The organism is Mesorhizobium sp. M0968 (genome assembly GCF_040319065.1).
Lineage (GTDB): Bacteria > Pseudomonadota > Alphaproteobacteria > Rhizobiales > Rhizobiaceae > Mesorhizobium.
Map to the genome: position 1 here is coordinate 26,341 of NZ_JAMYNL010000024.1, position 21,197 is coordinate 47,537.

The 21,197-nt window shown below is 63.8% G+C and carries 9 protein-coding genes; 5 read left to right on the top strand and 4 right to left on the bottom strand.

Going from position 1 to position 21,197, the window contains the following annotated elements:
* Positions 1-4: 4 nt before the first annotated feature.
* From NKH67_RS27655 to NKH67_RS27670, 4 genes are all read right to left on the bottom strand, one after another.
* A complete protein-coding gene (locus NKH67_RS27655) occupies positions 5-1,039 on the bottom strand; it encodes an ABC transporter permease (protein WP_352453204.1) in 1,035 nt (344 codons plus the stop codon).
* A 221-nt stretch (positions 1,040-1,260) separates the two neighbouring features.
* Positions 1,261-2,913, bottom strand: coding sequence for an ABC transporter substrate-binding protein (locus NKH67_RS27660; RefSeq protein WP_352473524.1), 1,653 nt, complete (start codon positions 2,911-2,913; stop codon positions 1,261-1,263).
* A gap of 260 nt (positions 2,914-3,173) precedes the next feature.
* Positions 3,174-9,224, bottom strand: a complete 6,051-nt coding sequence (locus NKH67_RS27665) for a translocation/assembly module TamB domain-containing protein (RefSeq protein ID WP_352503176.1) — start codon at positions 9,222-9,224, stop codon at positions 3,174-3,176.
* On the bottom strand, positions 9,224-11,149 hold the full coding sequence (locus tag NKH67_RS27670; RefSeq protein ID WP_352503175.1) for an autotransporter assembly complex protein TamA: 1,926 nt from the start codon (positions 11,147-11,149) through the stop codon (positions 9,224-9,226). The genes NKH67_RS27665 and NKH67_RS27670 overlap by 1 nt, the downstream gene beginning before the upstream one ends.
* Before the next feature lie 273 nt (positions 11,150-11,422).
* Here NKH67_RS27670 and NKH67_RS27675 point away from each other — a divergent pair, with 273 nt between their 5' ends.
* From NKH67_RS27675 to NKH67_RS27695, 5 genes are all read left to right on the top strand, one after another.
* Positions 11,423-16,903: an alpha-2-macroglobulin family protein gene (locus tag NKH67_RS27675; protein WP_352503174.1), complete on the top strand. Its 5,481-nt coding sequence runs from the start codon at positions 11,423-11,425 to the stop codon at positions 16,901-16,903.
* 10 nt (positions 16,904-16,913) lie between these two features.
* Entirely contained in the window at positions 16,914-17,093 is a 180-nt protein-coding gene (locus NKH67_RS27680; RefSeq protein WP_352503173.1) for a hypothetical protein, read from the top strand.
* Between the two features lie 11 nt (positions 17,094-17,104).
* Entirely contained in the window at positions 17,105-19,195 is a 2,091-nt protein-coding gene (gene pbpC / locus NKH67_RS27685) for a penicillin-binding protein 1C (RefSeq protein ID WP_352503172.1), read from the top strand.
* A gap of 9 nt (positions 19,196-19,204) precedes the next feature.
* Positions 19,205-19,936, top strand: coding sequence for a M15 family metallopeptidase (locus NKH67_RS27690; protein WP_352503171.1), 732 nt, complete (start codon positions 19,205-19,207; stop codon positions 19,934-19,936).
* Between the two features lie 218 nt (positions 19,937-20,154).
* The gene (locus NKH67_RS27695; RefSeq protein ID WP_352473515.1) at positions 20,155-21,183 is read left to right on the top strand and encodes a sulfate ABC transporter substrate-binding protein; all 1,029 of its coding nucleotides are present in this window, start codon (positions 20,155-20,157) and stop codon (positions 21,181-21,183) included.
* Positions 21,184-21,197 lie beyond the last annotated feature (14 nt).

A 21,197-nucleotide genomic window follows, 5' to 3' on the forward strand; every position in this document is an offset into this window, starting at 1 on the left:
TCTCCTATTGAACTCTGATGCGCGGATTGAGGAACGCGTAGCCGACATCGGAGATGAGCTGTGTGATCAGGACGATAAACACCGAGACCAGCGAGCAGCCGAGCAGAAGATCGATGTCGTTGTTGCCGGCGGCCTCGACCAGGGTGTAGCCGAACCCCTGGTAGCGGAACATCACCTCGACGATGACGACGCCGGTGAGCAGCCAGGGGAACTGCAGCATGATGACCGTGAATGGCGCGATCAGGGCGTTGCGCAGAGCGTGCTTTATCACCACGCTGCCGAAGGAGAGGCCCTTCAGCCGGGCGGTTCGGATATATTGCTGGGTCATCACCTCGACCATCGAGGCGCGGGTCATGCGAGCGATGTAGCCGATGCCGTAGATCGCCAGCGTCATCACCGGCAAGGTGAAATTATAGAAGGTGATGCCCTGGCTGGCCGAGGCCGCCGAACCGTTCAGCACGCCGAGCCAGGAGGCAAAGATCACGGTGAAGATGACGCCCGAAACATATTCGGGCGTCGCCGTCGAGGCGATCGAAGCCACCGACAATGTGCGGTCGGTGCGTGAACCCTCGCGCATACCGGCGAGAATACCGATCAAAAGCGAGATCGGCACCATTACGGCCAGCACGCAGAGCATCAGGATGCCGGTGGCGCTGAGCGCCGGAAAGAGTTTCGAAGCGACCGTCGTCTTGAACTTGGTCGAGCAACCGAAATCGCCTTGCAGGATGCCGGAGAATGTCGGCACGACCGGATCGTTGCAGAAGGAGAAACGCTGTGCGGGCTTGCCGGTCGCCGGGTCGGTCACCGGCTGCTTGGGCATGATGCCCAGCCATTGACCGTAGCGGATAAAGAAATTCTGCCGATAGCCATGGTTGACCAGCCAAGCCTCAAGCTGCTCGGCGGATGTGTGCATTTCGGTCTGGCTGATCGCGAGCTTCTTCAGATTAGGCCCGAGATTGACCAGGAAGAAGACGATCATCGTCAGGCACAGCATCGTCACTGCCATGGTGCCGAGACGCCTGATAACGAAAGAAAGCATGGCGGTCCCCTGCCGGTCGGGTTGGGGGGTGGAACCGGTTTGCAAGCCGTGCGCTGCCGCCAGCGGCAGAACAAGCCTTCAGACCAGTCCCAGATGCAATACCCTTTTTATTGCAGACCCAGGCCGAAGAGTCCGCAACTTTTTGCTGCGCCGACTTCCGGTCCAAGGACCATGCAAAGAGCGAGGGAAAGGGGCGAGACGCCCCTTTCCGGATCGTCCGGTCAGGCCTGGTCGAGCCAGACCTTGCCGTAGTCGCGCTCGAAGGTCGGGTGCATCTTGTAGTTCTGCACCGCCTTGACCGAATGGCTGTAGAGCTTGCGCCAATAAGGCTGGATGATAATGCCGGAATCCTGCAGGATCTGCTCGATATCCTTCATCATTTCCTTGCGCTTGGCGGCGTCGGCAACTGCCAGCGCAGCGTTGAGCTTGGCATCCCACTCCGGATTCGACCAGGCCGTCTCGTTCCAGGCCTCACCTGTGCGATAGCCGATCGCCAGAACCTGGACGCCGAGCGGCCGCATGTTCCAGTTGGTCATCGACAGCGGATACTTCGTCCAGTCGTTCCAGAAGGTCGAACCCGGCAGCACCGTACGCTTGACCTTGATGCCGGCGTCGCGCATCTGCGCGGCGATCGCATCGCCTGTGTTCTTGTGCCAGTCTTCGTCGACCGTGATCAGTTCGTGCTCGAAATCGGCCTGGCCGGCTTCGGCCATCAGCGCCTTTGCCTTGGCCGGGTCGCGAGCAATCTTCGGCAATTCATAGTATTCCGGATGGATCGGGGCGACATGGTGGTTTTCGGCAACCGTGCCGGCATTGCCGTAGCCGAGCTGGAGGACGACATTGTTGTCGACCGCGAGCTGCAGGGCGTTGCGAACCTTCTGGTCGCCGTAAGGCTTGTTGGTCACATTGGTACGGCAGACGATCGTCGAGGCGGTGACGATCTCCGACTTCACCAAATCCATGCCGTCGAGGATCGACACATAGTCGGCCGACGTCTCGAAGTTGGTGTGCACCTCGCCTGCCTCGAAAGCGCTGACCATCGCCGCCGGATCGGTGCCGTAGTCGATGAACTCGATGCCGTCGAGGAAGACGTCACCATCCCACCATTTGTTGTCTTCGCGGCGCTTGTAGACCACTTTCTGGCCGACATCGTAGGAGACCAACTCGAACGGGCCGGTTCCGATCGGGCAGGACTTGAAGTCGCCGCCCTTCTCGTCGAAGGTCTTGTGGACGATAAGGCCGGGATAGTCGCACACGTTGGGAATGAGGGCGATATCCGGCTTGCTGAGCGTCAGCTTGACCGTGTGATCGTCGACCTTGGTAACCGCGCTCTCATCCAGCTTGTCATCCTTGACCAGCGAACCGAGGCGACCGGGCATGGAATTGCCTTCGGCTTTCTTGTCGGCCCAACGCTTGAGGTTGAAGATGACGTCGTCTGCGGAGAACGGATCGCCGTTGTTCCAGGTGACGCCCTTGCGCACATGCAGCGTGTATTCGGTAGCGTCGTCATTCACGTCCCAGCTCTCCAGCAGATAGGGGCGGAACGTGTATTCGGTGGTGTATTTGACCAGCGGCTCGAGCGCCTGGCGCTCGGCATTGGCGATTTCCGACCAGTCGGCCTTGCGCGGATCCTTCGGATCCTTGATCCATTGCGCGACCTTCAATACGCCGCCTTTCTTGCCCTGGACCTCTTCCGCCTTGGCCGGCGTCGGGTCTGCAAGGCCAAGCATGCCATAGGCCATCGCCGTCGACGCGCCGAAGACGCTGGCGAGAGCTAGAAATTCGCGACGATCCATCTTGCCTGCCTTGGCGTCTTCGGCCATGGCCAGGATGTGATCGGGAACGCGGTCGCCGTTACTCTTGTAGATCGTCATGACTTACTCCCATTGTTGGCTTTCTGCCTTTTAACATTCCGCATCCTCGCCATGATGTCAAAGACGGCAGGGATTGGGAACATGCCAAGGAATGTGCAACTTTGAAAGCAGGGCGGTTCGCGCGATAACGACAGTCTTGGCGCAAATTTGCTACTGCGCCAGGGATTTCGTCCGAAATCCCCACAGGCAATTAAACTGGGACATTCGCCGCTGCGCCACTCGTTCTCAGGCAACCAGTTGTTCTGCGCGAACGGCCGGTTTCAATATTCCCGTTCGTAGAAAACACCGCCTTTTGCTTCGCCGGCGTCGGTTGCCTCGCCACGCAGCTTGACGCCGCGCCCAACGTCGAGATCGACGGTTGCCTTGCCCGAGCCCGGCCTGTCGCCCTTCTGGATCGTCACATAGGTACGGTCGTTGAGATACTTGCCCGCCGAGACGGCGGTGCCACCCTGTTCATCGGTGATTACGTCGAGATCGTCGACGCCGATTGCGCTGCGCAGGTTCTGCAGCAGTGAGGTCGAGCCGCCGACGCCGGCCAGTTGTCCGGCAGCCTCGGCAAGCTGCGCGATCTGCAGCGGCGACAGGTTCGACATCGAACGGCCGAAGATCAGCTGCGCCAGCACCTCATCCTCCGGCAGCGCGGGTACCGAGGAGAAGGTGAATTTCGGGTTGTTCGCCTCGCCTGACACCACGATAGTCACGGTGGCGCTGGTCGTCTTCGATTGCGCCGTGAGATTGAGGTAGGGCACCAGAGAGCCGGAAAAGCCGACGGTGCCTTCCGTGAAGGTCAGCCGCTTGGCAAGGATCGTCAACCGTCCGCGCCGCAAGGTGAAGGTGCCGACCGCCTGGGGTGACGATGCCGGGCCGGTCAGCCGCAGCGAACCGCCGAGCTCGGCGTCGACACCCCTGCCCTGGATGAAGATCTGGCTCGGCGCATTGACCGTGACGTCGAGATTGAGGCCGTTGCCGCCGCCGCCACTGCTTGCAGCGGCCGGGCGCAACGCCTTGTCCTGCGCACGCACGGCGGCCGGCGCATTCTTGTGCTTGACGTTGAGCTCGGCCAGCGAGCCGGGCAGCTTTTCGGGTACGGTGATGACGGTCTTGGCCAGGTTGACCGTACCGGAAATCACCGGCGCGGAGGTGAGCGGTCCCTTGACGGTCAGGTCGCCGCCAAGATTGGCGGTGACCACCTTGCCGTCGGTATAGCGGCCATCGACGAGCTTGACCGACAGGTCGGCCGGAAAACCTTTTGCCGGATCGATGCCGACGGTGCCGCTGGCCGAAAGGCTGCCGCGTGTCGACAGCGTGCCGGTCAGGCGGTTGATCCTGGCCACGCCATTGCCGATAGCGACTTCGGCAGTGATGTCGTTGATCGCAAGCCCCGATCGCGCATCGACCAGACGGGCGCCCGACGTGCGGACCGTGCCTGAGATCACCGGCGACGTCGCCGGGCCGCGCACCTGCACATCGACGTCGGCCGTGCCGCTGAGGGACAGGCCTTGCGCGGCGAGTGTCCTGGTGAGGAAGGCGAACGGCACCTTGCCGGAAAAGTTGAGATCAAGGGTGGGCGCGCCTGATGTCGTCATCGTGCCGCCGCCCTTGAGGCCGAGGCCGGCGGCATCGCTCATGTTGGCGTCGAAGGTCAGTCTGTTGCCCGAATACGTACCTGAGGATGAAACGCCAATGCCGCCGAAACCTGCACCACGGGTCTGCGACGTCTGAACGCCTGCGGCGTCGATCTTGAAGGCAACGGCCGGATTGGCCGGCGCGCCCGTCACCTTCACCGTGCCCGAGATGGAACCGGCGGCATCGAGGCCCGGCGAAAAACTGTTGGCTATCGAGATCGGGACGCGGGCCAGCGTCGCGTTGAGGTCGAACGCCTGCCCAGCCTTGCCCGTGACCGTCGCCGTGCCGCCGCCGAGGTTGAGCACCAGCCTGTCGAGGCTGGTCACTCCATTGGCGATGTTGATGGTCGAGGCCTGGGCGATGGCCGCCTTGATGCCGCGGATGGTCGCCTCGCCGGAGGCAAGTTCGACCGTCGTCGTGCCCTTGACCGCCTTGACCCGGCCGGCCGCCCTCAGCGGAATATCCTTGACGGTGGCGCCACCGGAAAAGCCGGTCCATTCGCCGTCGCGCTTGAGATCGACGTTGACGCCCCGAATAGCCGTTCCGCCGGAAGTTACGCTGTCGGCACGGATTTTGCCCGAGATCACCGGTGCCGCCAGATAGTTGGCGATCAGCGCATCGATGCTCACGGCCTTGGCCGAGACATCGCCGCGCGAGATCGAGGCCGTCGTCGCCTTGACGGCGACTTGCGGCACGGTACCCGCCTTGGAGAAGGCGATCGTGCCGCGCACATCGCCATCGGCCTTTTCCAGTGCCAGGGCCGCAAGCGGACCGATATCGGGCAGGTCGAGCGCCACGGTGCCGGCCGGAACGAAGGCATCGTCGAGCGCCAGGTCGCCGGAGATACGGTTCTTGCCGAGCGACAGCAAAAGCCCGTTGATGGCGCGTTTGCCGTCCGATGTCGCCAGCACGGCGCTGCCCTGCAGCGGTTGGCCGCCGACATCTCCGGTGAGTCGCACATTCGCGGCCGGCTTGGCGGCATCAGCCTTGCCGGTGGCAGTAAGCTTCAGACCGGTGATCTCGCGCGCCGCGACCGAAAGCCTGTCGCTGTTGACAGTCAGCGACAGATCCGGCGCGATGCTGGCGCCTTGCGCATTCAGCGCGAAAGAGATGGCGCCTTTGGCGTCCTTGGATAGCAGCGAGACGTCGCCTAGCGCGCCTTTGACGTCGGCGCTGAGCTTGTTGTCGGCAAAGCTCGCCTGGCCGTCTGCCGTCAGCGAACCGGACGACAGCCTGACGGTATTGGCGGTGACATTGCCATTGGCGTCCCGCTTCAGCGCGGCACTGAATTGCGTTCGCTCGGCGAGCACGCCACGTACCGCCCCCGGCAGTGCCGCCGAGGCGGCGTCCGCCTTGACATTGAGGTCGACGGCGCCGTCGGCCAGCGAGACCCGCCCTTTGAAGCCGCTGTTCAACGCGTCGCTTGTCACCGTGCCGCTATCGATGACGATGGCATCGGCGGCAAGGCTGCCGGCGAGTTTGGCGGTGACCTTGCCGGCGATCAGCGGCGCGATAGTCGGATTGTCGAGGCCGATTTTTTCGGCAGTCACGGTGCCGAAGATCGGCCCGCTCCGGGCTTTCACATCAAAGCGATCGGAGTGCAGCGCAAGCGTGATGCCCTCGATCATAGCTAGATTGGTGGCGGCCGATGGCAGCGTCGCGGAAATGTCGAGCTTCGGCTGGGCGCCCTGCCCGGCCGCCGTTAGCGATATCGCCTGTAGCTCGAGCTTGATCGGGCTCTCCTTGCTGCCAAGCGACAACGGCAGGCTCGGACCGGTAGAGGCCAGGTGGAGCGAAAAATCGCTGGCACCGTTCGGATTGATGGTGCCGGCTGCCTTGCCGGAGATCTTCTCGCCGGCAAGCGTCGCCTGCTCGATGGCCAGGCCGCTGGCCGACGAGAAACGGCCTGCTGCGTCGAGATCCAGCGGCCCGAGCCCAGCCTGCCGGGTCTGGCTGGTTTCGGCGCCGTTGAGCCGGGCGATGAAGCGAATATCTGGGGCAGCCGACGATCCGGTGACCTGCGCGGTGCCGCTGAGCACGCCCACGGCATCGAGACCCGGTGAAAAATCATTGGCAAGCGCTGCCGGCACCGCCGACAAGGTGGCTGCGAGATCAAGCGTCTGGCCGGCCGTACCCGACACGGCAACCGAACCACCGCCGACACCGAGCGCCAATTTCTCTATGCTCACCTTGCCATTGGCGATTGTCAGCGCTGATGGCTGCGCGACAGCTGCCTTGATGCCGCGGATGGTCGCCTCGCCCGAGGCAAGCTCGATGCTGGTGGTGCCGTTCGCAACCCTGACCCGCCCGGACGCGCTGGCAGGAATGCCGGCGACCGTGGCGCCGCCGCTAAAGCCGGTCCAGTCGCCATTGCGCTTCAGGTCGACATCGATGCCGCTGATCACCGTGGTTCCTGAGGTGATCGTGTCGGCCTTGATCTTGCCGGCGATTGCCGGTGCTTTGAGATAATTGGCGACCAGCGCGTTGACGGCGATTGTCTTCGCCGCCAGTTCGCCGCGCGAAATCACGGTGCTCGTCGCATCGATCGCGACCGTCGGCGCTCCGTTGTCGTTCGCAAAGCGGATGGTGCCGCGCACGTCGCCGGCTACCGACTGGCCTGCGAGCGCGGCCAGCGGAGCAATATCGGCGGCATCGAGGGTCAACGTGCCGAGTGGCAGCAGGTTGTCGTCGAGCCCGAGGTCGCCGGAGACCTTGTTGTCGGCTAACGAGACGGCAAGTCCATTGATGGAGCGCTTGCCGTCGGTTGTGACCAGCGATGCCTTGAGGTCGAGCGGCTGGTCGTCGACCGAGCCGGCCAGCGAGACATCGGCGGCTGGACTGGCGATATCGGCCTTGCCGCTCGCGGTCAACTTGATCTGTTTCACCATATGACCGGACGCCGTCAGGCTGTCGCTGTTGGCCGAAACCGAGAAATCCGGTGCGCTGCGCGCGCCGCTTGCGGTCAGGGCGAAACCGACGGCGCCGCCGACCTTGGCGCCGGCCAGCGGCGACAGCACTGACACGTCGCCGAGCGTGCCCTTGATATCGGCCCGGATATCGGTGCCTTGCGCACTAGCGGTGCCGCTGGCGCTAAGTGTGCCGGAGGTGAGTTGCAATGCGTTGGCGGCGAACGCACCGTCCGGGTCGCGTGTCGCGGTTGCGGAAAACTGAACGCGTTCGCCGAGAACCGAGCTGATCTGCGGCGGCAGCGCCGTCGAAGCCGCGTCGGCATTCATCTTGAGCGTCATCGACAGATCGGCAAGCGCCACTGTGGCTGTTACGGACGCATTGAGCGCGTCGCTGCGTAGCGTGCCTTTATCGACGACAATCTGTTCCTTGCTGACGGAGCCGGCGAGACCGGCGCTGACCCTGCCCGTTATCAGCGGCGCCAAAGTCGCGACGTCGGTGTTCAGGCCGGCCGCCGTCAGCTTGATGGTGACCGGCCCGCTACGGTTCTGGATGTCGAAACCATCGGAATGCACTTGCCCGATCAGGTCGTCCACCCGCGTGCCGCCCGCCACCACCGAGACCAGCGACGCGCCGATATCCATCATCGGCGCCTTGCCATCGCCGAAAGCGCGGGCCGTGGCATCCTTGATTGCCACGGTTATCGGTTGCGCCTCGCTGCCGAGGCTGAGCACGATCGGCGGCCCCTTTGCGGCGAGCTTCACCGAAAGGTCGCTGGCGCCGTTCGGATCGACAATGCCGGCAGCGGTCGCGTGCAAGGCGCCGCTGTCGATATTGGCGCGCTCGACATCGACGCCGCCGGCCGCGGTCGCCGTGCCGGCGAGGTCGAAGGTGGTCTTGCCGGCAAACAGCGGTTTCAGGGTTTCGGGCAGGAAGCGCTCGAATTCGCCATCGCCGTTGGCCTCGACATAATGACCCTTGTCGGTGAGCTGATGGCGACCGGTAAGCTGGGTGACGATCCGGCCGTCGACAACGAAGGTCCCGATGCCATTCCAGTTGGCGAGCGGTCCGGTGCCGGAAACGACAATGTTGACCGGCGGCGCGCCCGGCAGGTTGAGCAGGTTGGCGATGATGCCGCCGGCCGGCTCGGATGCCTTAAGGTCGAGGTCGAGCTTGTTGTCGGCCGGCGCGAAATGGGCTTTGGCGTCGACCGTGCCTTGCTTGCCGTCGTGGCGAACGATGTTGAGGTTGGTCTCGATCGCCAATGGAGAGGCGTCCGCCTTGAGCGCTCCCTTGGCTGCAAGTTCGGCCACACCGCTGCCGGCCAGAGCCTGCCCGAGCGCGATTTCGGGAAGGTTGAGTTGCCTGACGTCGATGGAAACCGGCAGCGTCGTCGCTCCGCTTTGGCTCGGCTGTGTATTGGCCACCGGCAGCCTTGCCAACTCGATACGCTCGGCCCCAATGCGATCGGCGCTGAAGCTCTTCGACAGGAGTGCCAGCGGCGACCAGTCGACGGCCACGTTGCGCGCCACCATCCAGGCGCCGTCGCGATCCTCCAGAACGACATGATCGACCCTCAGCGCGCCCGACCAGATGCCGTCGATGCCGACGACAGTCACCTTGCGGTCGCCGGTCGAGGCCATGGTCGAGATGATGCCGGCAAGGTTTTCGCGGCCGCGCTCGGTTTTGGTCAGCACGACGAGCGCCCCCACCGCCGCTGCCACGACGATGAGCAGCGTGTAGAAAAGAATACGGAGGATGCGCCTGAATATTGCCATCAGAATGCCTGGCCGATGCCGGCATAAATGCCGAAATGAGGATCGTCGGGGCCGCGGTTGAGCGGCACCGCCGCGTCGACGCGCAGCGGCCCGAACGCCGTCAGATAGCGCAAGCCTACACCCGCGCCGACCTTCATGTCCGAAAAATCGGGGACCTGCCTGGTCGACACCGTGCCGGCATCGACGAACGGCACGACGCCGATCTTGTCGGTGACGGCGATGCGCATCTCGACCGAGGTCTCAAAGAAGGAAAGCCCGCCGATCGGTTCTCCATTGCTGTCCTTCGGGCCGATGCCTTGATAGGCATAGCCGCGCACCGAACCGCCGCCGCCTGAGTAGAAGCGTCGATCTGCCGGAACATCTTGAAGACTGGCGCCGATGATGGAGCCGATGGCGACACGTTCGGCGAAAACGAATTTCGAGGCCGAATCGAGTGACTGGTAGGCCGACCCCTCGCCCTTCAGCTTGACAAACGCAGCCCCGCTCAAAATGTCGTAGCTCGGCTCACCATAGGCCAGCACCCTGAAGCCCCGGGTCGGATTGAGCTTGCTGTCGCGATTGTCGTAGACATATTGCAGTGGAATGCTGGCGATCAGATAGGTGTGCTTGCCGAAAGCGTCGTGGATCCTCGAATAATCCAGCGCGACTTGCGCGGAAACCGTCTGCTTCTTGTCCAGTTCGTAGGATAGGCCGGTGCTGCCCTTGACCGAGAAATGGTCGTAGGCGTCGGGGTGTTCCAGCACGGTATTGACGCTGGCAATGAATTTCGACGCCGGCCCGACCACGCCCGGCTTTTCGAACATGACGCCGGCATTGTAATTGAGCTGGGTCAAGTCGTTGCTGCCGATGCCGCTGATCTTGCCGTCGATGCGCAGCTTTTCGGCGCGGCCAAACAGATTGCGATGCCCCCAATAGCCTTCGAGGCCCAGCCCTTCGGTGTTTGAGAAGCTGCCGCCAATGCCGAAATAGCGCGGCTTGCGTTCGCTTACCTGGACACCGATCGGGATGTTGCCCTCGGCGTCGAGTGCGTCGGCTTCCTTCACCGTCACGCTGTTGAAGACCTCGAGCCCGAGCAGCCGGTCACGCGCATCGTCGATCTCATCGGGCGAATATTGGCGGCCGCGCTTCAGGCCGGTCATATATTCGGTGAAGTCGCGGTCGACCTTTTCCGTGCCCTGGACAGTGGTGTCGCCATAGCCGGCGACCGGGCCGGCCGCGACGGCAAGCGTCACGTCGAGCGTCGAACCGGCGTGCTCGGCGACGATCTCGCGGCCCGTCACCTTGGCCAGCGGCCTGCCTTCTTGCTTGAGTGCCCGCACGATCGCCGCCTCGGCCTTGAGCACGGCGCCCGAACTGGCGTCACCGCCGGCGATCAGACCGAAATCGGCACTTGCCAGCCCCGCCGCATCGCCTTCCAGTCTGATGTTGCCAAGCGTGAATTTCGGCCCGGCTGCTATGCGTATCACTACCGGTATCGGCTGCGGACCCGAAAACTCGGCATCGGGCGGCAGATCGTCGAGCGGCTTGCCCTGAATAGTGATGGTGACGACACCCTCGTAGCGGGCGTCAGTGTAGAGTGCGGCAACAAGTTGCTCACGGTCACTGCGCGCCTTGGCCAGTAGGCCGAGAGAACCGGATACCGGATGTTCCTCGTCGGCCTTCAGCGCCGAGGCGTTTTCGAGCTTCCCGGCGAGATCCTTGTCGGCGTCCGGCGCCTCGATCGTCACCGCATAGCGCAGCGGGTCGACGATATCGGCATCTTCGTCTTTGGATCCCCACAGCTTGATGCCGAAAATCTCGAAGGCTGCCGCACTTCCGGTTTCGGCAACAAGTGCCGTAGAGCACAACAATGCGAAAAGCAGGGCGCGCGAAAGCGCGCGCCGTGGCGCGGTTCCTCCCGACATCTGCCTTTCATACGCCGGCATTACGCTCCTAGCCTAGCTCGCAAACCTAAAATTGGAATGAAGTTCTGAAGCACTCGTAAAGGGGCCACAATCCAATTGCTGAAATAGACAGGGCTTGGAACTCACACCTTCTGCGTCGCCGCAAGAAAGCGTGATCCCCTGTCCTATGGAGCTACTACCGGTCACCGGCCGGAAAGCAAACCGTTGGCAGGCGGATCCTGCCGCGTCCCGATATTGACAAGCGCGACTGAAGCTTGAAGATTTCTGGACGTAAGCACTTGTCTGGAGGGGTTTATGGCAATGCGCGCGGCTCGTGGTCTATCGATTCTTTTCCTTCTCTTTTTTGCCTGGAGCGGTGTCGCGCAAGCGGCCGAAGCCCGGCGGGTGGTGACATCGGACAATTCCGACTATTTCGGTTTCGATCTCAGATCCGACCAGAATGTCAGCCTCGACCAGTGCAAGACCACCTGCCTCGGCGACCCGGCCTGCCGCGCCTTCACCTACAACCTCAAGGCCAAATGGTGCTTCCTTAAATCCGATTACAATTCGTTGAAACCCTTCGGTGGCGCCGTCGCCGGCAAGGTCGTCAACATCGATGGCGATCCCGACATCGGCGCGCCACCCGAACTCGCCTTCTTCCCCAACTGGATGGCCGACCAGGCCCAGCAATACCGCAACAACCTCACTGGCCCGACCTACACCAAGCCGACCGAGGGGCTGACGGCGCTGAGGGCCGCCGCCGAACGGTCGGCGCTGACGGGCGACCATCGCTCGGCCATGCATAAATACGAAGCGGCGGTTTCGGTGCTGCCGGATGATGGCCAGCTCTGGCTCGAGCTGGCGCGCGAAACGCTTGCCGTCCATCCGACCGCCAACAGCTCGGAGCCGTCGACCCTGCCGGCGAACGCCACTTCCGCCGCCTTCAACGCCTACAAATTGCTGCGCACCACCAAGACGCGCGCCGACGTGCTGGCGCTGCTCGGGGACGGCCTTGATCGCCGCGATCTCTACAGGCCGGCTCTGCAGGCCTACGAGGCGAGCCTCGCTCTCGTCAATTCGCCGGCAGTCAGGGCCGCCTATCAGGATCTCAAGGCTCGCAAGGGCTTCCGCGTCATCGATCATACCGTCGATGCCGACACCAGCGCGCCACGCATCTGCGCGCAGTTCTCCGAGGAACTGGTCAAGACCGGCGTCGACTACTCGCAGTTCGTTACTGTCGACAACGCCGCTCCCAAGGGCGTCGAAGCCAAGGACAAGCAGATCTGCGTCGAAGGACTCGAGCACGGCCAACATTATGACGTGACCTTCCGCGCCGGCTTGCCGGCCGCCATTGGCGAGGTCACCGCGGCACCGGTGGTTCTGTCGATCTACGTGCAGGACCGCGCGCCTTCGGCCCGCTTCACCGGCGATAGCTTCGTGCTGCCCGCCGGCGCACGCCGAGGTATACCGGTCGTCACCGTCAACATGAATGCCGCCCAAATGAAGCTCTTCCGCATCGGCGACCGCTCGCTGGCCCAGCTTCTGTCGGGATATCAGTTCCTGCGCCAGCTTGACGGCTACGACATTTCGAACATCTCCGAACAGATGGGCGAGCCGGTCTGGCAAGGCCAGCTCGACATCGCCAACGACCTCAACAAGGAAGTCACCACCTCCTTCCCAATCGACGAGGCTTTGCCGAAGCGCAAGCCCGGCGTCTATGTGCTGACCGCACAAGCCGTCAACGATCGCAGCGACGACTATGATTCGCACGCCACGCAATGGTTCGTCGTCTCCGATATCGGCCTGTCGACCTATACCGGACAGGATGGGCTGAACGTCTTTGCCCGTTCGCTCGCAACCGCCAAGCCGATCGCCGGCGCCGAGCTGACGCTGCTGGCCAGGAACAATGAAATCCTCGGCACCGCGACCACCGACGCGGAAGGGCGGGCGGTGTTCAATCCCGGCCTGACGCGCGGCGACAGCGGCATGGCCCCGGCCGTGCTGATGGCCAAACAGGGCGACGACGATTTCGTCTTCCTCGATATGGGCCGCGCCGGCTTCGACCTGTCCGACCGTGGCGTCGCCGGACGGCCGGCACCTGGCGCGCTCGACGTCTATGCCTGGACCGAGCGCGGCATCTACCGCGCCGGCGAAGATGTCCATGTCGCGGCCCTTGCCCGCGACAGTGCCGCCAAGGCGGTCGAGAACCTGCCGCTGACCTTCATCTTCTCGCGGCCCGACGGCGTCGAGGACCGCCGCATCGTCAGCGACGGCGCATCGGCCGGCGGTCACGCTGTCGACCTGCCGCTGGAACCCAACGCCATGCGCGGCACCTGGACGGTGGCGATCCATACCGATCCCAAGCAGGCGGCGGTCGCCAGCCAGATGTTCCTGGTCGAGGACTTCGTGCCGGACCGCATCGAGTTCGACCTGTCCTCCGACAAGCAGGAGATCGCCCAGGGCGAGACCGCCAACATTACCGTCGACGGCCGCTTTCTCTACGGCGCGCCGGCCGCGGGCCTCGCGCTCGAAGGCGAATTGACGCTGTCGACCGCCCGCGATTGGGACCGCTTCAAAGGCTATTCCTTCGGTCTGGCCGACGAACAGTCGGCTGAACCGACGGTGACGCCCTTCACCGGCCTGCCGGTGGTCGGCGAGGACGGCAAGGCGACTTTCCCGGTCTCCGTCGATCAATTGCCATCCACCACCAAGCTGGTCGATGCAAAGGTCACTGTCAGGATGCGTGAAACCGGCGGCCGTGCCGTCGAGCGCTCGCTGAATATCGGCATCCGCCCGCAGGGCCACATGATCGGCATCCGCCCGGATTTCGACGACGACGAGGTGCCGCAAGGCGGCACGGCCAAGTTCAGCCTGATCGCTGTCGACCCAGACGGCAAGCGTGAGGCGCTGAAGGGCGCGCAGTGGTCGCTGGTCAAGGTCGAGCGCAGCTACCAGTGGTACCGCTCGAGCAACTCCTGGAACTATGAGCCGGTCACCTTCACCAAGGCGGTGGCCAACGGCCAGGTCGACCTGAGCGCCAATGGCGAGGCGACGGTGTCGCTGCCGGTCGACTGGGGCCGCTACCGGCTCGAGATCGAGACAGCGGATCCGGAAGGCCCGGCCACCAGCTACGAGTTCGACGCCGGCTGGTATGTCAGTTCCACCACCACCGAAACGCCCGACGGCCTAGAGATCGCCCTCGACAAGGATACCTATGCGGCGGGTGAAGTGGCCAAGCTCAAAGTGTCGCCGCACTTTGCCGGCGAGCTGCTCGTCACCATCGGCGCCGACAAGCTCCTGAAGACCGTCACCGCCAGCGTGCCGGCCGGCGGCAGCACCGTCGACATCCCGGTCGGCGACGACTGGGGTGCCGGCGCCTACGTCACGGCAACGCTGTTCAGGCCGGGCGATGGGCAAGAGACGCGTATGCCGGCGCGCGCCATCGGCGTCAAATGGCTGAAGCTCGATCCCGGCTCGCGGAAGCTTGCCGTCAGCTTGGCGCCGCCGGACAAGACCATGCCGCGCCAGCAGCTGTCGATCCCGGTGGCCGTAGCCGGCGTGCAGCCCGGCACCAACGCCTATGTCATGGTCGCGGCCGTCGACGTCGGCATCCTCAACCTGACCAACTACAAGGTACCGGATCCGGAGAACTGGTTCTTTGGCCAGCGCATGCTCGGTCTTGAGGTTCGCGACATCTATGGCCGGCTGATCGACGGCTCGCTGGGCACAACCGGTAAGCTGCGCACCGGCGGCGACGGCGCCAACATGCAATCGCAAGGCAGTCCGCCGACCGAAAAGCTGGTAGTCTTCTTCTCCGGCCCGGTCCAGCTCGACTCCGACGGCAAGGCGCGGATCGACTTCGACATACCGCAGTTCAACGGCACCGTGCGCGTCATGGCCGTCGCGTGGACAAAGGAAGCAGTCGGCCATGCCCAGTCCGACGTCATCGTTCGCGATCCGGTGGTGATCACCGCCGGCCTGCCGCGATTCCTGGCGCCCGGCGATTCCGCCGTCATGCGGCTCGATGTCGCCGACACCGACGGCCCTGCTGGCGACTACAAGCTGACCATCGACACGACGGGCGACCTGTCTACCGGCAGTGCCGCCTTGCCTGAAAAGCTGACGCTGGCCAAAGGCAAGCGGCAGACGCTGACCGTGCCGTTGATTGCGCGGACCGCGGGCAACGCCTCGATCACCATCAAGCTTGCGCATGCCGACGGCACCGCTGTCGAGCAGACGCTCTATGTGCCGGTGCGCCCAGCGCAACTGCCGGTGACCACCCGCATGGTCGTCGACCTCAAGGGCAATGGCGGCGCGCTGCGCGTCGACAAGGAACTGCTGGCGGCAAGCCTGCTCGATGGCGCTTCGGTCAGCGTCGGCGTTTCGCAGGCGGCTGCCTTCGATGTACCGTCGCTGCTGATGACGCTCGACCGCTATCCCTATGGTTGCGCCGAACAGACCACCAGCCGCGCCATGCCGCTTCTCTACGTCAACGAGATGGCTTCCGGCATCGGCATGGCCAGCGACCCCGATCTGCATGGCCGCGTCCAGGACGCTATCTACAAGGTGCTGAGCTACCAGGCATCGGCCGGCAGCTTCGGCCTGTGGGGTCCGGGTTCCGGCGATCTGTGGCTCGACGCCTATGTCACCGATTTCCTGACCCGGGCGCGCGAGCAGAAATACGACGTGCCGGCTTTGGCGATGAACCAGGCGCTGAGCAATCTGCAGAACGCGATCGGCTACGATCAGGACGTCCAGGATCGCGGCAGCGAGATCGCCTATGCGCTCTATGTGCTTGCCCGCAACAAGAAGGCCTCGGTCGGCGATCTGCGTTATTATGCCGACACCCAGCTCGAAGCCTTTACCAGCCCGATGGCCGTCGCCCAGTTGGCGGCGTCTCTCGCGCTCTACGGTGACACCCAGCGCTCGGAGGCAACCTTCCAGGCCGCGCTGCAACTGGCCAAGTCGACGCCCGAATATGACTATTACCGGTCCGACTATGGCTCGCCGCTGCGCGACGGCGCGGCGATCCTGGCGCTTGCCGCGGAAAGCAAGCCGGTGCCGACCATCGTGCCGGCGCTGATCCAACTAGTGACCAGGGAACGCGCCGACGCCAGGTGGACCAGCACACAGGACGAGTCCTGGATGCTGCTGGCGGCCCGCGCGCTGAAGGCCGGCAATGATTCGATCGCGCTGACCGTCAACGGCGCACCGCATGCCGGCGGCTATTCGGACCAGATCGCTGGTGGCGACCTGGCCGACAGTCCGCTGACCATCGTCAACACCGGCAGAAATCCGCTGCAGGCGGTCGTCACCACCGTGGCCTCGCCGATCCAGCTTCTGCCGGCCGGCGGCAACGGCTTTACCATCAGCCGTACCTACTACAAGCTAGACGGCACAGAGGCCAACGTGACGGAGGTCAAGCAGAACGAACGCTATGTCGTCGTGCTCAAGGTTTACGAGCAGAACACCTGGCCTTCGCGACTGCTGATCACCGACCTGTTGCCGGCCGGCTTCGAGATCGACAATCCGGGCCTGGTCTCCAGCGCCCAATTGACGAACTTCTCCTGGCTGGCGCAGACCGATGCCGCTCATCTCGAATTCCGCGACGACCGTTTCGTCGCGGCTTTCAATCCCAACGACGGCGACGGCGACCGCAACATCACGCTCGCCTACGTCGTGCGCGCGGTGACGCCGGGCACCTATGCCCACCCGGCGGCAACGATCGAGGACATGTACCGGCCGCAATATTCGGCCCGCACCGCCACCGGCATGATGGAGGTCAAGGCGCCGTAAGGATAGGAATATGGCGATGGCGCTGCCCCTCATTGCCCTGCCGGGCATTTCTCCCCGTATAGAGACGGGGAGAAAGAGCCATGCGCCGAAGTTTTCGCCGAACTTTAACGTCGCAGAAAAGGCGCCAAGGGTCGCGACAGCCCGCTTCTCCCCGTCACTAAACGGGGAGAAGGTGCCGGCAGGCGGATGAGGGGCGGCGCCATGCTCTCCAGAAAATTCCTGCGCCGAGCGGCCATCACGGGCATTTCCTTGGCCGGTCTCGCGGCAATCACCGCCTTCGGCCTCTGGCAGCTCGACCGCGCATTTCCGCCGCCGCTGCCGGCTGCTTTGACGGTCTCGACCGAGGTGCAGGACCGAGACGGCCAGCTGCTGCGCGCCTTCGCTACGCCGGATGGCTACTGGCGGCTCGCCACCAGCCTGGACCAGGTCGACAAGCAGTTCGTCGACATGCTGGTCACCTATGAGGACAAGCGTTTCTGGGATCATCAAGGCGTCGACGTGCTGGCACTGGCGCGTGCCGCCGGCCAGTTCGCGACCAGCGGCCATATCGTCTCCGGTGGTTCGACGCTGCCGATGCAACTCGCCCGGCTGATCGAACCGCGCGACAGCCGCAGCCTCGGCTCGAAGATCAAGCAGATGCTGCGCGCCCTCCAGATCGAACGGCGGCTTTCCAAGCGCGAGATCCTCGAACGCTATCTGACGCTGGCGCCCTATGGCGGCAATCTCGAAGGTGTGCGCGCCGCTTCGCTTGCCTATTTCGGCAAGGAGCCGAAACGGCTGACGGTCTCGGAGGCGGCCCTGCTCGTCGCTTTGCCGCAATTGCCGGAAAAGCGGCGCCCTGACCGCAACCTCGACGTCGCCCATGCTGCCCGCGACCGCGTGCTGACCCGCATGGTCTCGGCAGGCCTGCTCGGCGAACGTGAGGCCGCGCGTGCCGCGCTCGACGATGTGTCGGGGCTGCGGCGGACCTTGCCGGCGCTCGCTGCCCATGCGGCCTATACGATGCTGTCCAAGGCCATTCCCGGCCAGAAGCTGCAACTGACGATCCGCAAGAGTGTCCAGGAAGGGCTGGAGCAGGTGGCCAAGGATGCGGCCGCCAGGCTCGGCCCTCGCCTCTCGGTGGCCATGGTACTGGCCGATGCCCGTACCGGCGATATTCTTGGTGAGGTCGGCTCTGCCGATTTCTTCGATGCCAGCCGTTCGGGCTGGATCGACATGACCAAGGTCGTTCGCTCGCCTGGCTCGACGCTGAAGCCGTTCATCTACGGCCTCGCGTTCGAACAAGGCCTGGTGGCGCAGGAGATGCTGATCGAGGACAGCCCAGCCGATTTCTCCGGGTATCGGCCGAAGAACTTCGACATGGGCTATCAGGGCGATGTCAGCATCAGGCAGGCGCTGCAATTGTCGCTCAACGTGCCGGCGATCCGCGTGCTCGACGCGGTCGGCCCGGCTCGGCTGATGGCACGCTTTCGCCAGGCCGATGTGACCCCTATCCTGCCCGTCAACGAAGCGCCCGGCCTGGCGATCGGCCTCGGCGGCGTCGGGGTGACCCTGCGCGACCTGGTCCAACTCTATGCCGGCCTTGCCAATGGCGGCAAGGCACACACGCTGCATGACGGCACCGAGCCGGCGAATGCCGAACGCTCGACCACCACCATCCTCGACGGGCAGGCGACCTGGCAGATCACCGACATCCTGTCAGGCGTCAAGCCTCCCCAGGGTGCCGCCCAACGCGGCATCGCCTACAAGACCGGCACCTCCTACGGCTATCGCGACGCCTGGTCGGTCGGCTTCGACGGCCGCTACGTGCTCGGCGTCTGGGTCGGCCGCCCCGACGCCGGTGCGGTGCCCGGCCTGTCCGGCTATGTCTCGGCTGCGCCCATCCTGTTCGAAGGCTTTGTCCGTTCCGGCCTGGCCGCCGTACCACTGCCGAGCCAGCCGTCCGGCGTCCGGCGTCCGAAACGCGAGGAGCTGCCGGTGACGCTGACGCGCTTCGGCGCCGGCACCGATGGGCTGGTGCAGGCGACGCCGAGCGAACCTGCGCCAACCATCATCTTTCCGCCCGACGGCGCTCGCGTCGATCTCGGCACTTCCTCGGCCGACGCCTCGCCGCTGGTGCTCAAGCTGCAAGGCGGCCGCGCACCATTCCGCTGGCTGGCCAACGGCAAGCCGCTGGTCGGCCTCGACCGGCGGCGCACCGCGACCTGGCAGCCGGACGGCGCCGGCTATTCGACCCTGACCGTGATCGACGCGGCGGGACGCGCGGCCAGTGTGAAGGTTTTCGTCGAGTGAAAGTTTCCCTTGAATAATTTCCGGCAGGTGATTCAGGGGATTGGGTTTTACGTCTTGCTTTCGGGCGCCGGTATTTCCTCGGCCTTTGCTGACACCCTCCCCGCCGGCTTTGTTCGGCTAGCCGACATCGATCCCAATATCCGGCAGGATATCCGCTATGCCGGCCTCGAGAATTTCCTGCATCGCAAGGTAAGCGGCTACGATGCGCCGGTATGCATCCTCACCAGGCAAGCGGCGCAAGCGCTTTCGGCAGTGCAGAAAGCGATTGCCGCCGAAGGACTGACGCTGGTCGTGTTCGACTGCTATCGCCCTGCACGGGCTGTCTCCGACATGGGTGACTGGACAAAAACGAGTGGGCCACCGGACGCGCAATGGTACCCAAAGGTCAAGCGCAAGGATCTCATCGCCAAGGGCTATATCGGCGAACTGTCCACCCATTCGCGCGGATCGACGGTCGATGTCGCGATCGCGCGAGCCGACCGCAAGAGCGCTCCGAAACCGGCCTGCGGCGCGACCGATGCCGACACGCTCGATTTCGGCACGGGTTTCGACTGTTTCGATCCAGCGAGCGAAACGGCTCACCGACCGATAGCCAGTGAAGCGGCGGCTAACCGCAAAAGACTTGTCGAGGCGATGCGTGCCCGCGGCTTCAAGAATTACGCCCGCGAATGGTGGCACTTCACGCTGGAGAACGAGCCGTTTCCAAAAGAGCGCTTCAACTTTCCCGTTACCGCCGAATAGCCGGCCGCAACCTTCGGGCGCGACGCAGTCATTGCCGAAGAGCTAGCCGTCTCTAGATAATCGCGTCGGGATCGCAATCATGGTCCATGCGGGGAAAATAGTTTCTCGCATCGCCGAAACTGGGCGAAAAATTGCTTCAATAGGCCAAAAAAGGCAACATTGAATGCATCTAAATTCTATCAATTCGGTAGATTGGCGCGAGTTCAACGGAGGCGGAAATGACCAAACCTCATTTCAGGAAACTGCTCGGCGCACTGGTCGCCACATCTGTCCAGTTCGGCACGCTCGGTTTCGCGTTTGCCGACACCACCATTCTCAACGTGTCCTATGACCCGACGCGTGAGCTCTACAAGCAATTCGATGAGGCCTTTGTCGCCCACTGGAAGGCCGAGACAGGCGAGACCGTCACCGTCCAGCAGTCGCATGGCGGATCCGGCGCCCAGGCGCGCGCCGTGATCGACGGGCTCGACGCCGACGTGGTGACGCTGGCGCTCGAAGGCGACATCAACGCCATTGTCTCGAAAACGAAGAAGATCAATCCCGACTGGCGGACGAAATTCGAAAACAATTCGGCGCCCTACACCTCGACGATCATCTTCCTCGTCCGCAAGGGAAACCCCAAGGGCATTCATGATTGGGGCGATCTGGTCAAGGACGATGTCCAGGTGATCACGCCCAATCCGAAGACCTCCGGCGGCGCGCGCTGGAACTATCTTGCCGCCTGGGCCTATGCCAGCGCCAAGGATGGCGGCGACGAGGCCAAGACCAAGGAATTCGTCGGCAATCTCTATGCGCATGTCCCGGTTCTCGACACCGGTGCGCGCGGCGCCACCGTGACCTTCGCGCAAAAAGGACTGGGCGACGTGCTGCTCGCCTGGGAAAACGAGGCCTATCTGGCGCTCGACGAGTTCGGCGCCGACAATTTCGATATCGTCTACCCGCCGACCTCGATCCTGGCCGAGCCGCCGGTCGCCGTGGTCGACGCCAATGTCGACGCCAAAGGCACGCGCAAAGTTGCCGAAGCCTATCTGAGCTACCTCTATTCCAAGGAAGGCCAGACGCTCATCGCCAAAAACCATTATCGCCCTTCGAAGCCCGAACTGGTGCCGGCGGAGGACTTGGCCAAGCTGCCCGAGATCAAGCTGGTCACCATCGACGACCCGCTTTTTGGCGGCTGGAAGAAAGCACAGCCTTATCATTTCGGCGATGGTGGTATATTCGACCAGATCTACAAGCCGGCCCAGTAGCATTTAGATCAGGA

Coding starts and splice junctions, on each gene's coding strand:
- NKH67_RS27655 (WP_352453204.1), bottom strand. CDS start 1,039: ATGCTTTCTTTCGTTATCAGGCGTCTCGGCACCATGGCAGTGACGATG.
- NKH67_RS27660 (WP_352473524.1), bottom strand. CDS start 2,913: ATGACGATCTACAAGAGTAACGGCGACCGCGTTCCCGATCACATCCTG.
- NKH67_RS27695 (WP_352473515.1), top strand. CDS start 20,155: ATGACCAAACCTCATTTCAGGAAACTGCTCGGCGCACTGGTCGCCACA.
- NKH67_RS27670 (WP_352503175.1), bottom strand. CDS start 11,149: ATGCCGGCGTATGAAAGGCAGATGTCGGGAGGAACCGCGCCACGGCGC.
- NKH67_RS27680 (WP_352503173.1), top strand. CDS start 16,914: ATGGCGATGGCGCTGCCCCTCATTGCCCTGCCGGGCATTTCTCCCCGT.
- NKH67_RS27675 (WP_352503174.1), top strand. CDS start 11,423: ATGGCAATGCGCGCGGCTCGTGGTCTATCGATTCTTTTCCTTCTCTTT.
- NKH67_RS27665 (WP_352503176.1), bottom strand. CDS start 9,224: ATGGCAATATTCAGGCGCATCCTCCGTATTCTTTTCTACACGCTGCTC.
- pbpC (WP_352503172.1), top strand. CDS start 17,105: ATGCTCTCCAGAAAATTCCTGCGCCGAGCGGCCATCACGGGCATTTCC.